Origin of the sequence: Streptomyces sp. NPDC093094, from assembly GCF_044754345.1 — a bacterium.
GTDB lineage: Bacteria > Actinomycetota > Actinomycetes > Streptomycetales > Streptomycetaceae > Streptomyces.
In genome coordinates, this window is the sequence record NZ_JBIVOX010000010.1 from 92,870 (window position 1) to 108,151 (window position 15,282).

The window sequence follows — 15,282 nt, forward strand, 5'->3', positions numbered from 1 at the left end:
CGGGCCCCCCCCCGGGGGGGGGGGGGGCGGCGGCCCCCCCGCCCCCCCCCCCCCCCCCCCCCCCGCGGGGGGGGGGGGGGCGGCGCGCCCCCCCCCCCCCCCCCCCCCCCGCCCCCGGTCCCGGCGGTGTCACTCGGGCAGCTGCCGCATCTCCACGACCCGCAGGCCCAGGGACCGGAAGCGGGCCAGCAGACCGTACAGATGGGCATCGTCGACCACGGGCCCGTACAGCACCGTCTGACCGGACATCACGACGTGCTCCAGCTCCGGGAAGACCCTGGCCAGCGTCTCCGACACGTGCCCCTCGACGCGGATCTCGTAGCGCATGAGCGGTTCTCCCGCCGACCGTGGATGCCTGACCTGCTGTGCTCTGTTCCTCCAGGGTCCGCCTCGCCAGGTCGCCGTACCTCACCCTGCGCAGGTGACCTGGCGTCCGGCCGGGCGCTCGCGGGTCAGTGCGTGACGACGAGCTTGAAGCCGATGATCAGCAGGCCGAGGAACAGGTTGACCGCCGCGGTGAGGGTCATCTGCCCCGGCGAGGCCCCGGCCCGTCGTGCCGCGGCGAGCGACCAGCCCACCTGTCCGGCCACGGCGACGGACACGGCCAGCCACACGGCGCCCTGGACGTCCAGGCCCAGCAGGGGGCTGACGGCCACGGCCACGGCGGGCGGGACCGCCGCGTCCACCAGCGGCCACTCCTCCCGGCACACCCGCAGCACGGTCCGCCGGTCCAGGGACTGCTGCGCCAGGCGGGCGCCGAACAGCTGGGCGTGCACATGCGCCACCCAGAAGACCACACCGGTGAGGAGCAGCAGCAGGACGAGTTCCACGCGGGGGAAGTCGCCCAGCGTGCCCGCGCCGATCACCACGCCGGCGGCGAGCATGGAGCCGTAGACACCGCCCGTGTAGTCGGCGTGGGAACGGCTCCCGGCCGTGCGCGGCACGGGGGAACCGGTGTCCGGCGCGTCGGTCCTGCCGGGGTCAGCGCGCGGCACGGCGGGCCTCGGTCTCCGGCCGGCCGGAGCGCTTCTCGCGCCCCGTCGGCAGGTTGGGGGTGACCAGGAGGCTCGCGAGGGTGATGCCCCCGGCGGCGAGGATCGCCGCCTTCAGCCCGTCGAGCTGGGCCTCGGCATAGGAGTCGGTGAGGGCGTCGGCCTCGGCGGGGGGCAGTCCGGCGCGTTCGGCGGCCGTGCGGACCTGGTCGGTGGGGACGAAGGTGATACCGGCTTCGAGCGCCACACCGGTCTGCCGGAGAGCTTCGTCCGACAGCCGCGGATCGTCCTCGATCTTCGCGGTGAAGGCGTGTGCCAGGGCACCGATGAGCAGCGATCCGATGAGGGCGGTCCCCAGGGAGGAGCCGAGGTTCTGGGCCGTGAACTGAAGGCCCCCGGCCTCGCTGCGCTCCTCCTCGTGGACGCTGGACTGGACGATGTTGCCCAGCTGGGAGGCGAGCAGGCCCATGCCCAGGCCCAGCACGGCCATGGCTCCGGCGAACTGGGCGTCGTCGATGACCGGGTCGATGGTGGCGAGCAGCCACACGATGGCCACCGCCAGCAGCAGCAGGGCGGCCCGGACGACCCGGCGCGGTCCCGCCATCCGCCCCAGCCGGGAGCCGACCGCGGAGGCCAGGAGCATCGCCACCGAGACCGGGAGCAGACGCAGCCCCGTCTCGAAGGCGTCGAAGCCCTGGACCACCTGGAGGTACAGCGGGATGGTGAAGAACAGCCCCAGCAGGATGAGGTTCTGGCTCACCAGCGTCATCAGGGCGGAGCGCAGCGGGGGCCGGTCCAGCAGGGACATGTGCACCAGCGGGTCGGTTCCGGCTGCCTCCCGCCGCCGCTGGCGGTGGGAGAACCACGCGAGCACCGCCACCCCCGCCCCGATGACGAACAGCGTCGGGGCGAAGCCGAGGACGGTGAAGGGGGCGTTGCGGGGCTGCACCCAGCCCCAGGTGCCGCTCTGCAGGACGCCGAGGACGCACAGGCCGAGGCCGAGCGCCGAGAGGACGGCGCCCAGGACGTCCAGCCGGGGGCGCGGGCCGCTGCGCGGGCTCTCCGTGATCGCCTTGCGGGCCAGCAGGACGGCGATGACGACGACCACCTCGCCGGCGAAGACCAGGCGCCAGGTGAGATAGGTCGTGACCCAGCCGCCGAGCAGCGGGCCGACCGCGATCCCCGCGCCGGCGAGGCCGCCGATGACGCCGTAGGCGAGGGCACGGTCCTGGCCGCGGTAGGACTCCGCGACGAGTGCCGCCATGGCCGGCAGCACCAGGGCGGCGCCGAGTCCCTCGACGACCGACCAGCCCAGGGCCAGCATCCACAGGGTCGGAGCGCACGCGGTGAGCGCCGAGCCGGTGCCGTAGACCACCATGCCGATCAGGAACATGCGGCGCCGTCCCACCATGTCCCCGACCCGCCCGCCGGTGACCATGAAGGCGGCCATGACGAGGGCGTAGAGGGTGATGACCGCCTGGATGGCGGTGACCTCGGTGTCGAAGTCCTCGACCAGCTGGCTGATCGAGACGTTCATGACCGCGGTGTCCAGGACCATCAGGAACTGCGCCGTCCCGAGAACGGCCAGAGCTCCCCAGCGCCTCATGCTGTCCACCTCGCCGAGTCGGCCCGGGCCGCGTCGACGGCGGCCGGACGGCGGCCGGCAGGTCCGCCGCCCCCATCGCACCCGAAACGGCGGCCGGGCACCTCACCCGTCAGGGGGGAGACGGCGGCCGGCGCGGTCACGGCGGCACGAGCGCGTCGCGGCGCACACCCCGTCACAGCGGACGCCCGGTCACAGCGGACGCCCGGTCACAGCAGACGCCCGGTCACAGCAGACGCCCGGTCACAGCAGACGCAGCTCGCGGGCCCGGCGTACCGCGTCGTTGCGCCGGTTCACGCCCAGCTTCCGGTAGATGCTCTTGAGGTGGGTCTTCACCGTGTTCACCGACACGTACAGGTCCGCGGCGATGTCCTCGGTCGACATCGTCTGGGCGAGCCGTTCCAGCACGTCCTGTTCCCGTCCGCTCAGCTGCTCCACCAGGGCCGGCGCGGACTCGGCCGGCGCGCGGGAGGTGCCGCCGTCCGCGGCGGGGTCCGGGGTGAGCCAGCCGGCGGCCAGATGCCCGAGCGAGGCCGCCGTCAGGAACGTCCACAGCCACGGTCCGGCCTCGAAGAAGGGACGGCGGAGCTTCTCGCGCCGTGCTTCGAGCAGCGCCTCGGTCAGCAGCCGCCGGGCGGCCGCCGGCTCTCCCGCCGCGTGGGCCGCCTGGGCCCTCAGCAGGGTGGCACGGACATGCACCGCCGGCCCGGCGGCGGGCCCTTCGGCGGCGACGGCGTCGAGCACCCGGACGGCCTCCGTACGGCGGCCCGCCGCGAGGTGGGCCCGGGCGGCGCCCACGGCACACGCCGGCTCGTCGGCGGCCCTCTCCCGCAGCACCTCCACGGCCTGCTCCGGGCGCCCTTCGGCCAGATGCGCGGCCGAGGCGATCAGGGCGGTCTGGGCCTGGACCCAGGGCGAGGCGACGTCGGCGTCGACGCCGGGATCCGCGGCGGCCAGCGCGGCGCGGGCGTCGCCCCGGGCGAGCAGCAGCCGGGCCGTCACGAGGGAGCGGCCGGCCGCCGTCACCGGGTCCCACGCCGAGGCACCGGCCGTCTGGTCGAGCAGGGCCTGCGCCCGGCTCAGTTCGTTGCGGTCCACGGCGACCGCCGCCAGCACCAGCAGGCCCAGTCCGGGACCGCAGTCGTGGGACAGGCCGAACCGTTCCGACTCGGTCACCGCCGCGTGGGCGGTGCGCTCCGCCCGGCTCGGCCAGCCGTCGAGACAGTCGATCAGCGCCAGATGGCCCAGCGACTGCTCCCGGGGGACCGCCGTGGAGGCACCGCCCGGGCCGCCGGTGACCGCCTCCAGGGCGGCACGCGCCTCCTCGAAACGGCCCGCCCACAGCCGTGCCGAGCCCACATGGGTCAGCAGCAGGGCGGGCAGCTCCGGGTGCTGGTCCAGCAGATGGGCGGGAACCTCTCGCTGGAACTCCTGGGCCGACCGCGCGGCCTCCTCGGCCCGGGAGGGGGACCCGGTCAGCCGGGCGGCCACGGCCTCCAGCAGGGCGCAGCTGAGCCGGGCCGCCCCGGTGCCGGTGTCGTCGGCGGTGAGCTGCCGGCGGGCCCGCCGGAGATGGGCGAGGCCGGTGCCGACGTCGTGCCGGGACAGGTCGCGGGCCGCGCGCACCAGGTGGGTCGCGGGGCTCGTCGTGCCGGGACCCATGCCGTCGAACAGGTCGGCCAGGTCGTCGGAGCACAGTCCGGTGAAGAGCTGCCCGATCGCCAGGTCGTCGACCAGGGCGCCGGCGGTGAACTCCCAGTCCTCGGCGGCGGCGCCGTGGACCAGCATCTCCGGGAACGCCCCGGACCGCCGCAGCCAGTGCGCGGCCCGTCGGTGCAGTTCCTGTTCCAGGCCCGGCGAGCGCTCCCCGAGGTGGGCCCGGAGTATCTCCCGGAACAGCGGGTGGAGGCGGTACCAGCTGTGGCCGAGGTCCTCCACGAAGGCGTTCTCCCGGTGCAGTCCGGCGAGCAGCGGCCCGGCGTCGGTCCTTCCGGTGAGCGTGTCCGCCAGCTCGGCGCAGAAGCGTTCGAGGACGCTGACCCGCAGCAGGAGGTCCTGCGTGGGCTCCGGCTGACGGGTGAGCACCTCGGCGAGCAGGAAGTCGGCGACCGTGCTGTGGCCGGCCTCGAACTCCTTCAGGTAGATCTCCGGGTCCGGACTCTGCTGCGCGGCCAGGGCGCACAGCCGCAGGCCCGCCGCCCAGCCCCGGGTGCGGTCCACCAGGGGGCGCGCGGCGTCGACGGACAGGCGCAGGCTGTGCATCTCCAGCAGCGCGACGGCCTCCTCGGGGGTGAAGGCCAGCTCGGCGTCCCGGATCTCGGTCATCTCCCCGGCCGCCCGGTACCGGTGCAGCGGCAGCAGTGGCTCCGTACGGGTGACGAGGACCAGGTGCAGGGCCGGCCCCGCGTGCCGGAGCACGAACTCCAGCTGCTCCGCGATGTCCGGGGAGGTGACGCGGTCGAACTCGTCGAGCACGACCGTGACGCTCTCGTCGCCGCCGCTCAGTTCCGCGGCGAGGCGGGCCAGCAGGGTGTGGTTCACGGCACCGGCGTCCACGGGGATGCCGACCTCGCCGGACAGCGGCACACCGCCGACGCGCAGTGCCTGGAGCAGATGGGCCCAGAACATGCCGGGTCCCTGGACGGCGGTGTCGAGGGTGAACCAGGTGACCTGCTGCCCGAGGCCCGCGACCCAGTCGGCGACCAGCAGCGTCTTGCCCGCGCCGGCGGATCCGTTGACCATCGTCAGAGGTGTCAGCAGTGCCTGGTCGAGATGCTTGACCAGGCGTTCGCGCCGCAGGAACGTGACGGGTGTGGCCGGCACGGCGAACCGTGTCCGCAGGAACGGGTCACCCAGCGGATCGAGGGACGGGACGTCCGGCCCCTGCGAGGTGTCGTCACTGCCTGACGTATCGCCACTGCCTGACACGACGCTCACCGCCCCTGTGTGCACGGACATGGATGCCGCACCACCAGAATCACAGCATCCGCCCGCGGCCGCACGCCCGAAATGCCCTATAAGTCCCTCGACCGGGGTCGGACGGCCCCGGCCGGGGACCTGCGGGGCGGGAGCGCCGCAGAGACGGGCTCGCGCGAGGAGCGGGCCCGCCGGGACGCGGGCGCGTCACAGGGGCGGGGTCAGCCGGCCGCGTCCATCGCGTCGTCGAGGGAGAGCGCGGCGGTGATCAGCGCGAGATGGGTGAACGCCTGGGGGAAGTTCCCGAGCTGCTCACCGGTGGGACCGATCTCCTCGGCGAACAGGCCCGCGTGGTTGGCGTAGGTGAGCATCTTGTCGAAGGCGTACCTCGCCGGCCCGACCCGCCCTGACCGGGCCAGCGCCTCCACGTAGTAGAAGGTGCACAGGGAGAACGTGCCCTCGCTGCCGCGCAGCCCGTCGGGCGACGCCGCCGGGTCGTAGCGGTAGACGAGACTGTCCGAGACCAGTTCCTGCTCCATCGCCTCCAGGGTGGAGAGCCAGCGCGGGTCCCGCGCCGACAGGAACCCCACCGAGGGCATGAGCAGCAGGGACGCGTCCAGCGTGGTGTCCTCGTACTGCTGGACGAACGCCTGGCGCCGGGTGCTCCAGCCGCGCTCCATCACCTGGGCGAAGATGTCGTCGCGGGCCTGGCTCCATCCGGCCACGTCGGCCGGCCGGGCGTGGTCGCGGGCCATGCGGACGCCCCGGTCGAAGGCGGCCCAGCACATCAGCCGGCTGTAGGTGAAGTCCTTCTGGCCGCCCCGGGTCTCCCAGATGCCCTCGTCCGGCCGGTCCCAGGACTTGGCCAGCCAGTCCAGCACCCCGGACACCGCCTTCCAGCCGTCGTACGGCGGCACCTCGCCGAGTGCCTGCACGCCCTCCGACAGTGCCAGCATGGCCTCGCCGTAGATGTCGAGCTGGAGCTGGCCGGCGGCGCCGTTGCCCACGCGGACGGGCGCCGATCCCCGGTAGCCCTCCCAGTGGTCCAGGACCTCCTCGGACAGCTCGGGGTCGCCGTCGACGCGGTACATGATCTGCAGCGGCTCGCCGCTCACGGTGTGCTGCGTCCTGAGCCGCTCGCCGAGCCAGCGGCGGAACGCCTGGGCCTCCTCGACGTAGCCGAGTCCGAGCAGGGCCCCGACCGACATGGAGCCGTCGCGCACCCAGGTGTAGCGGTAGTCCCAGTTGCGGCCGCCTCCGATCTGCTCGGGCAGTCCCATGGTGGCGGCCGCGACCGGTGCTCCGGTGGGCGCGTAGGTGAGCAGCTTGAGGGTGATGGCCGACCTGTTGACCATGTCCTGCCAGCGTCCGCGGTAGCGGCTGCGCTGCACCCAGGAGTGCCAGAAGTCGCGGGTCGTCTCGAACAGCGCCCTCACCCCCGCCGCGGTGACCGGCGCCAGGGCCTCGTCGGACGGATCACCCACCGTCATGACGACCGCGCCGTACTCCCCCTCGTCCAGGACCACGTCGCCGAGGACGTCCTCACCGTCCCGGCGCCAGGTCACGGGGCCGGCCGCCTGGAGCACGAGCCGGGCGCCGGGGGCGTCGAAACGTGCCGTGTCCTCGCCCAGGTCCAGCCGGTGCGCGGCGCGGCCGTAGTCGAACCGGGGCCGGCATTCGAGGCGGAACGCGACCCGGCCGCGGGTCACCCGCAGGATCCGGACCAGCCGGTGGCGCGGCGCCGGCGTCTCGGGGCGGTCCACCGGCATGAAGTCCAGCACCTCCCCCACCCCGTCCTCGGACATGAACCGGGTCACGAGCACGGCGGTGTCCTGGAGGTACAGCTGCGCGGGAGGACGCGGGGTGTCGGCGAAGAGGCTGAAATGTCCGCCGCGCTCGTGGTCGAGGAGCGAGGCGAAGACGCTCGGGGAGTCGAATCTCGGCGCGCACAGCCAGTCGACCGTGCCGTGGCTGGACACCAGTGCGGCGGTCTGCAGATCTCCGACCATCCCGTGGTCCGCGATCGGGGGATAACGTCGCATGGGCCGGTGCTCCCTTCCGTTCGGCGCGCCCCGGTCCTCGAACGTCCCGGGCCGTGTCGCGCACCGACGCGGTATCACCTTGGCGAGCCGCCCGGGCCGCGGCCTCCCCCGCCACGGGTGAGTTGCCCCCGTCGCCGCGGCGCGGTCCCCCGGCGAGGGGAGCAGCGCGTCCTCGGCCCGGACCTCTGCGCCCGTGCCGCCACGCGCGGCGACGCCCTCCGGGGCCGGGACCGGCTCCGGCCCCCGCGGACGCGGCCCCACGGCCCCGAGACCCGCCGGAGCGGCGGCGTACGTGCGCCGGGCGTCTCTCCCGGCCGTGACGGGCGGGCCCGTGGGGGCGGCCGCCGGTGACGGGCCGTACGAGGGTCAGCCGGCCGTCCTCTCCCGCCGAGGAGCGGTCGCGGCGGTGGCGCCGTCGCCGTGGTCGATCTCCGGGTCCCGCATCATGACCCCGATGAGTCCGTAGCCGCCGAGGCGGATGCTCTCACGTTGGTCGAAGCCGAACATGTCCGCGGTGAAGGCACGACTGCCCGCGCCGGTCGGACGCGACGGTCCGCCGGGCAGCACGAACACGGCTCCGGTGGCCAGGTTCTCGGTGGGCGAGCCGACGATCAGGTCCGGCCGGCCGTCCTTGTCCATGTCCCCGACCGAGACGGTGGCACCGAAGGAGTCGGACTCCTCGGCACTGCTGGGGACACCGGCGGTGTTCTGGCTGAAGGAGTAACCGCCGGGGCCGAGGGCGCCCGAGCGGCGGCCGGGGACCACCGTGACCGCGCCCGCGCCGGACACGGTGCCCACGTCCTCGAACGGCACGCCGACCACGATGTCCGCGAGACCGTCCCTGTTGAGGTCGGCCACCGTCAGGCCCGCGCCGAAGGCGTCGCCGCTCTCGCTCGTGCCGGGCACGCCCGCGGTGTCCTGGGTGATCTGCTCGGGCTCGGCGTCCGCCGCGATGCCGCGCGCCGAACCGCGCCAGACCAGCACGCGTCCGCCCGTCTCGCCGTCCACGCCGGGGGTGCGCGGGTCCTCGGGGTCGCCGACGACGAGGTCGGGGTAGCCGTCGCCGTCGACGTCGCCGGTCGCGGCGATGAGCCCGTTGCCGTGCCGGAGCGGCTCCGGCCGGCCGGTGCCACGGCCCGAGGGGTCGATCTGGATCCGTCCGCCGGTCAGGGCGGCCGTACGGTAGGTCAGACTCACCTGCTCGACTGTTCCGTCGCGGTTCATGTCACCGAGCGCCACGGACTCCAGGGGGCCCGCGTCCGCCGCGTACGCGCCCCACCCGTAGGTGCCGTCGCGGCCGATCGGCCCCTTGAAGGCGGCCGTGCCCGTGAGGCCGCCGATCACGAGGTGCGTCCTGAGGCCCGGTCCGGCGCTCCGCACCACCAGGTCGACGCCGTGGTGGAGGGAGTGGAGGGGCGGCGAGGGCAGGTTGGTGCCGCCTCTCAGCCCGCTCCTGCCGCCCCACAGCACCGTCACCACGCCGCGGTTGTCGTCCTGCGCGGAATCCTCGTAGGGCGTGCCGACGACCAGGTCGGCGTACCCGTCACCGTTCAGGTCGGCCGTGGCGGTGGAGGCGCCGAAACGGTCCCAGCCCTCGGGTGTGCCCGGCACACCGGGCGAGTCCTGGGTGATCGTCTGGTACCGGTCCGGCCTCGGCCCGGAGGCCGAGCCGTACACCACCGTGACGGCTCCCGCGTACTGCTGGCCCGCGACGTCCGCGCCGGGCGCCGGCAGCACCAGATCGCGGTAGCCGTCGCCGTTGAAGTCACCCGGTGTCGCCCCGTGCACGGCTCCCGCGGGGCCGGCCGGCACCAGCGTCCCCCCGATCACCCCCACGGCCACGAGCACGGCGGCCGCTCTCCCTCTGCCCATCTGCCTGTCCCCTTCCCCGAGGCGCGGCCCGGCCGCGAACCCGAGAGCGTCGGCCCCGGGACACCTCGAATCGACCGGTTCGACACAGAGGTGACATACGGCCGCGCCAAAAGGTTGTGACCCGGTGGGCGGAGCCGCGGGTCCGCGTCCCGGCGCTTCCCGCCGGGCGGGCACGGCGCTTCCCGCCGGGCGGGCACGACGGTCCTGCCCGGCCCCGGGCGGCCGGGCGGCCGGTCGGACCGGGTGCCGGCCCGGCGTCGCCGCGCTCCGCGAGCAGATCGCCGACGCACCGGCGCACACCGCGCGTTGAGCACCGGCACGGGCCCTGTATGAGTACGCGCACTCAGGCGCGGGCGATCACCCGGCGGCGAGAGTGGGGGCAGCCCGAACAGCAGCCGAGGGCAGTCGACCACAGGAGACGATCGTGTCCGCATCCGCCGGAACCCGCCGCACCAGCACCGCCCTTCCGACCCGGCTCCGCGTCGCCGGGGCCGCCCTCGCCGGCACGGCCGCGCTCCTGGCCCTCACCGGATGCTCCGGTCTGGAGTACCGGGAGGCCGTGTGCAGCGACGGCCACTACCCCGTCCTCGCGGTGAACAACAGCGGATCGGACTGCGTCCAGGACGGGAAGGAACCGGCCCCGGGCTGGACGCGGTACCCCGAGGGCAAGGTGCCGCAGGACGTCGACGACAAGTGGTACGTCTACTGGCAGGACCACACGCTCGACGAGGACGGCAACATCGTCGACTCGCCGGCCCGGTAGCGCCCCGGCACCGGCTCCGGTGCCTCAACAGCCCTGCCGGTCAAGCGAATTGCCCCGTGCTTCCCCCGGATGTCGCTACCATCACGAAATGCCGGTGAGGGGGAGACACGGTGCGTGATGTCTGGCTGGATGCGGTCCGGGCCCGTCTGCGGCAGGTGCACGACGCACAGGATCTGTCGGCGGTGACCGGGCGGGCCGCGCTCGACGAGGCCGGGCGGCTCGCCGCGGCCGGCGGGGACCACGACCTGGAGGCGGGGTTCGCACTCGGCTGGTTCCACTGGTACCGCAGCCGGGCGCTGGCCGACGAGGAGGCCCGGGTGGCCCTGCGGGCCGCCGTGTCGGCCCTGACGCCGTGCTTCGCCGCCGGCGTGGACGAACTCCCCGAGCCGCTGCTGCCGCTGCTCGCCGACGCCGCGGTCCCGCTGGCCGTCCGGCTCCTCGGCGGCGCGGAACACGCCGCGGATCCGGTCGCGCTGTCCCTCGCCGTGGGCGTCTGGCAGCGCATCGCCGACTGCACCGAGCACGGCCGTCCCGACCGCGCGGCCCACCTGTTCAACCTGGGCCTCGCGCTCGTACGCCGGTCCGAACTCACCGGTTCGCCCGCCGATCTGGACACCGCCGTCGCGGTGCAGCGGGAGGCGGTCGCCGCGCTGACGCCGCGGTACCCGCACGGCCCGCAGATCCTGTCCGGCCTGGCGCACGCGCTGCTGCGCAGGGGGCGGGCGACGGGCTCGGAGGCCGATCTGGCGGCCGCCGCCGACCACTTCGGGCAGGCCGCGGCCGCCCTGCCCGCCGGCGACCCGGGACGCGGCCTGCTTCTCTCCGACCTGGCCAACGCCCTTCAGGCCCGTTTCGAGCGGACCGGCTCACCGGCCGATCTGGACGCCGCCGTGGAGCACTTCCGGGAGGCGGTGGCCGTCACCGCGCAGGACCACCCCGAGCGTGCGAGGGTCCTGGCCAACGCGGGCGCGGCGCTGGTACGGCGGTTCGAGCGGACGGGTGCGCCGCGCGACGCGGACTCCGGTGTCGAGCTGCTGCGGCAGGCCCTGGCCGCCGACCCGGTCGGTGAGTCCGCGCGGGTGGTCCTGGTCAACCTCGGCACCGCCCTGCTGAGCAGGGCACGGCGGACGGGCTCCGCGGCCGACCTCGACGCGGCGGTCGGCCGTCTCCGCCAGGGCGTCGCCGCGTCTCCCCCCTCCCACCCCGACCGCGCGCCGACACTGACCAACCTCGGGAACGCCCTGCTGGCCCGCCACAGACGGTCCGGCTCCGAGGCCGACCTGGACGCCGCCGTCGCCGCGCACGAGGAGGCGGTGGCGGTCACACCCGCCGGCAGTCCGGCCCGTGCGGGCCTGCTCGGCAATCTCGCGAGCGCCCTGACGAGCAGATACCGGCAGCACGGCACGGCGGCGGACCTGGACGCCGCCGTCGCCGTCGCCCAGGAGGCCCTCGCCGCCACCCCGGACGACCACCCCCTCCTGCCGTCGCTGCTGTCCAACCTCGCGAGCGTGCTGCGGGCACGGTTCATCCGCACCGGGGCGGAAGCGGACCTGGACGCCTGCGTCGAGCATCTGCAGCGTGCGGTGGCCGCCACTCCCGCCGACCACGGCCTGCTGGCCGGGCGGTTGTCCAACCTCTGCAACGCCCTGCACTCCCGCTTCCAGCGGACCGGTGCGCGGGCGGACCTGGAGGCCGCGATCACCGTGGGCCGGCAGGCCGTGTCCGCCGCCGCCGACCGGGCCGACCGGGCGGCGTTCCTGGCGAACCTCGCCAACCCGCTGCTGAGCCGTCACCGGCGCGACGGCACCGAGGCGGATCTCGACGCCGCCATCGCCCTGGGGCGGGAGGCGGTCGCCACCGCACCGGCCGACCACGTCGACCGCCCCGACTTCCTGGCCACGCTCGGCGATGCGCTGCTGCGGAGGCACAGCCTCAGCGGCGCGAGCGCGGACCTGGACAGCGCCGTCGACCGGCTGCGGGAAGCGGCCGAGACCGGCCCGCCGGGACATTCCCAGCGGGCCGTACGGCTGTCCAACCTCGGCAACGCCCTGCGGACACGGTTCGACCGGACCGGCGCGGCCGAGGACCTGGAGGCCGCCGTCGCCGTCGGCCGGGAGGCCGTCGCCGCCGCGCCGGACCGTCACCCGGACCGCGCCACCGCCCTGTTCAACCTCGGCAACGCGCTCCGCCGGCGCGGCGAGAGGGACCGGAACCCCTCTGCCGCGGACCATGCGGCGGCCGCCTACGCGGAGGCCGCACGGCTCGGGTCGGCGCCGCCCTCGCTGCGGATCCGGGCGGGAGCGGCGGCGGCGGACCTGCTGGCGGCGTCCGGGCGGACGGACGAGGCGGCCCGGACGGCGGAGGAGTCCGTCCTGCTGCTGCCGCAGGTGGCGCCGCGTCACCTGGAGCGCGGTGACCAGCAGCGGGCGATCGGGGAGTTCGCCGGACTGTCCAGCGACGCGGCGTCCCTGGTGCTCGCCGCGGAGGGCGGGACCGCGGACGAGCGGGCGCAGCGGGCCCTGAGCGTGCTGGAGGCCGGCCGGGCGGTCCTGCTCAGCCGGCAGCTGCACACCCGGAGCGACCTCACCGACCTCGCCGAACGGCATCCCGGACTGGCGCGGCGCTTCACGGAGCTGCGGGAGGTCCTCGACGCGCCGCCGGGTGCCGGGGCGGGCTCCCCGGGCGGGGCGGCCCTGCCGCCGGGGGACCTTCCGGCACGGCATCTGCGTGACGCCGCCGCCGAACTGGCCGGCGTCCTCGCCGAGATCCGCGCGCTCGACGGGTTCGCCTCGTTCGCGCTGCCGCCCTCGACCGGCGACCTCCTCGCCCAGGCCGCCGAAGGGCCCGTGGTGGTGTTCAACGTCAGCCGCCGGCGCAGCGACGCCCTGCTGCTGCGCCATGACGGCATCACCGCCCTGCATCTGCCCGGCCTCACCGTCGAGGGTCTCGTCACCCAGCTCGTCGCCTTCCGGCGGGCCCAGGCCCTCGCCGTGTCCGGCGCCACGCGCCGCGAGAGGACGCTGGCCCAGATCAGGCTGCTGACCGTGCTGGAGTGGCTGTGGGACACCGCCGCCGGTCCCGTCCTCGACGCTCTCGGGCACGGCGGCCCCCTCACGGGAGCGGGAACCGGCGACGGGGCCGACGACGGCGACGGCGATCACGGCGGCCACGGCGACGGGGACCACGGCGACGGGGACGGCGGCAGGGGCGACGACGCGGAGAACCTGCCGCGGATCTGGTGGGCGTCCGGCGGGCTGCTGGGACTCCTGCCGCTGCACGCCGCGGGCCACCACAACGACCCCGCGGGCCGGACTCCTCCCCGTACCGTGCTGGACCGGGCCGTCTCCTCGTACACCCCCACCGTGCAGGCGCTGCGCCACGCCCGGGAGCGCGACCGGGCGTCCGCCGGAGCCGGCCGCAGCCTCCTCGTGGCCATGCCGACGACGCCCGGCCTGCCCGGCGGCGGCCGGCTGGACGCGGTGGAGCAGGAAGCCGACGAGCTGCGGGCGCTGCTCCCCGATCCCCTGCTGCTGCGGGAACCGGACCCGGGCGCCGAGGCGGACGCCGACTCCCTGCCGACGAAGGCCAACGTGCTCAGGCTGCTGCCCGAGAGCACGATCGCGCACTTCGCGTGCCACGGCGCGAGCGATCCGGTGGACCCGTCCCGAAGCCGTCTGCTGCTGCACGACCACGACACCGACCCGCTGACCGTGGTCGGCCTGGCGCCCCTGGTCCTCGACCGGGCCCGGCTGGCCTACCTGTCCGCCTGTCACACCGCCGCCACCGACACCGTCGAGCTGCTGGACGAGGCGATCCATCTCTCCTCCGCCTTCCAGCTCGCCGGGTTCCCCCATGTCGTCGGCACGCTGTGGCAGATCTCGGACGGCGTCGCGCTCACCGTCGCGCGCCGCTTCTACGACGGTCTGCGCCACGACGGCCCGGGGACGGACACCGCCGCCCTGGATCCCCGGCGGGCCGCCCGCGCCCTCCACCGGGCGGTGCGCGACGCCCGCGACGGCCGGGATCTCGCCGCGGGGCGGAACCGGCGGCGCAGCCCCCTGCTGTGGGCCGCCCATGTGCACGCCGGGGCGTGACCGCCGTGCCGTCCGCGGGGCCCGGCCGGGGCTGTGACGGCGCCTCGGACCACCCCCTCGGGAGATCCGCGGCTGTCCGCCCCGGGCGTCCCCTTCGGTCTCAGGCCCCGGTGAGGTAGGCCGCGAACAGGGTCGTGCTGCGGGCCATCCGGTACTTCCACAGGGCCGGTTCGTCGTCGGCCAGCTCCGCCCACAGGCGCGCGTTGGCCGCCGCGAAGGCCGCCTTGGCGTCGATGCCGGCGCCCTTCCACGAGGGGAAGGTGTCGGCGACGGCGTCGGCCTCCTGCGGGGTGTGCCCGGCGGCCAGCAGCCGCATGGCCAGGATCGCGGGGTCGATCCACGCCGCCCCTCTGGTCGGCCAGGCCCAGTCGACCAGGTGCGCCCGTTCACCGACCAGGACGTTGTCCGGGGCGAGGTCCGTGTGCAGCAGGGCGTCCCCCGCGAAGAGCTCGACCGTGCCGGGAGGGGCGTAGTCGGCCCAGCGCCGCTGGGCGGGCAGGGTGGGGACGCTGTCGGGGACGGCGAGGCACTGCACCTCGTGCAGAGCGGCCCGCACGAGGTGCAGGTCCGGGGAGCCGGGGCGGTAGTCGGCGTGGCGTCCGGCGAGGTACTGGTAGCCCAGCAGCTCCCAGCCCTTGGCCCGCACCTGCCACACGAGCCGGGGACACGCCTGCGGCAGATGGCGGTTGATGTCCGCCTCGCGCCGCAGTGTCGCGGCCTGGGGATGGTTCTCGTAGAGGCCCTTGACGAAGATCCTCCCCCGGTCGGTGTCGAGGCAGGCGGCGACGTTGCAGTTGCTGCCCCCTCTGACCGTACGCGCGGAGTGGATCGGCCCCGTGTGTTCACGCACCGCGTGCTGCACGGCCAGGGGAAGCGAGAGGAAGGGACGACGGGCGATGGGCATGATCGGTTCTTCTGCGTTCCTTGGGTCGCGGTGACGGACCGACCGGTCCGCCCGGCGAGAACCTAACCGCTGTCCGCTCCGGAGCACGTCAACTGG

General features: G+C 75.1%; 9 protein-coding genes. 2 read left to right on the forward strand and 7 right to left on the reverse strand.

Annotated features, from left to right (window positions below):
• Positions 1–129: 129 nt before the first annotated feature.
• The 6 genes from ACIQGV_RS22675 to ACIQGV_RS22700 form a co-directional block, all read right to left on the reverse strand.
• Entirely contained in the window at positions 130–327 is a 198-nt protein-coding gene (locus ACIQGV_RS22675) for a hypothetical protein (RefSeq protein WP_402496874.1), read from the reverse strand.
• A 125-nt stretch (positions 328–452) separates the two neighbouring features.
• On the reverse strand, positions 453–944 hold the full coding sequence (locus tag ACIQGV_RS22680) for a hypothetical protein (RefSeq protein WP_402497122.1): 492 nt from the start codon (positions 942–944) through the stop codon (positions 453–455).
• A gap of 37 nt (positions 945–981) precedes the next feature.
• Positions 982–2,598, reverse strand: coding sequence for an MFS transporter (locus tag ACIQGV_RS22685; RefSeq protein ID WP_402496875.1), 1,617 nt, complete (start codon positions 2,596–2,598; stop codon positions 982–984).
• 240 nt (positions 2,599–2,838) lie between these two features.
• Positions 2,839–5,553: a LuxR C-terminal-related transcriptional regulator gene (locus ACIQGV_RS22690; RefSeq protein WP_402496876.1), complete on the reverse strand. Its 2,715-nt coding sequence runs from the start codon at positions 5,551–5,553 to the stop codon at positions 2,839–2,841.
• 179 nt (positions 5,554–5,732) lie between these two features.
• Positions 5,733–7,553, reverse strand: a complete 1,821-nt coding sequence (locus tag ACIQGV_RS22695; RefSeq protein WP_402496877.1) for a glycoside hydrolase family 15 protein — start codon at positions 7,551–7,553, stop codon at positions 5,733–5,735.
• Between the two features lie 366 nt (positions 7,554–7,919).
• Positions 7,920–9,425: a VCBS repeat-containing protein gene (locus tag ACIQGV_RS22700; protein WP_402496878.1), complete on the reverse strand. Its 1,506-nt coding sequence runs from the start codon at positions 9,423–9,425 to the stop codon at positions 7,920–7,922.
• 424 nt (positions 9,426–9,849) lie between these two features.
• On the opposite strand from ACIQGV_RS22700, the gene ACIQGV_RS22705 reads away from it, so the two are divergent.
• Together ACIQGV_RS22705 and ACIQGV_RS22710 are read left to right on the forward strand one after the other, a co-directional pair.
• A complete protein-coding gene (locus ACIQGV_RS22705; protein ID WP_402496879.1) occupies positions 9,850–10,188 on the forward strand; it encodes an SCO0607 family lipoprotein in 339 nt (112 codons plus the stop codon).
• A 110-nt stretch (positions 10,189–10,298) separates the two neighbouring features.
• On the forward strand, positions 10,299–14,282 hold the full coding sequence (locus ACIQGV_RS22710) for a CHAT domain-containing protein (protein ID WP_402496880.1): 3,984 nt from the start codon (positions 10,299–10,301) through the stop codon (positions 14,280–14,282).
• Between the two features lie 100 nt (positions 14,283–14,382).
• On the opposite strand, the gene ACIQGV_RS22715 is transcribed toward ACIQGV_RS22710, so the two are convergent.
• Complete coding sequence (locus ACIQGV_RS22715) at positions 14,383–15,186, reverse strand: aminoglycoside phosphotransferase (protein ID WP_402496881.1); 804 nt, start codon at positions 15,184–15,186, stop codon at positions 14,383–14,385.
• Positions 15,187–15,282 lie beyond the last annotated feature (96 nt).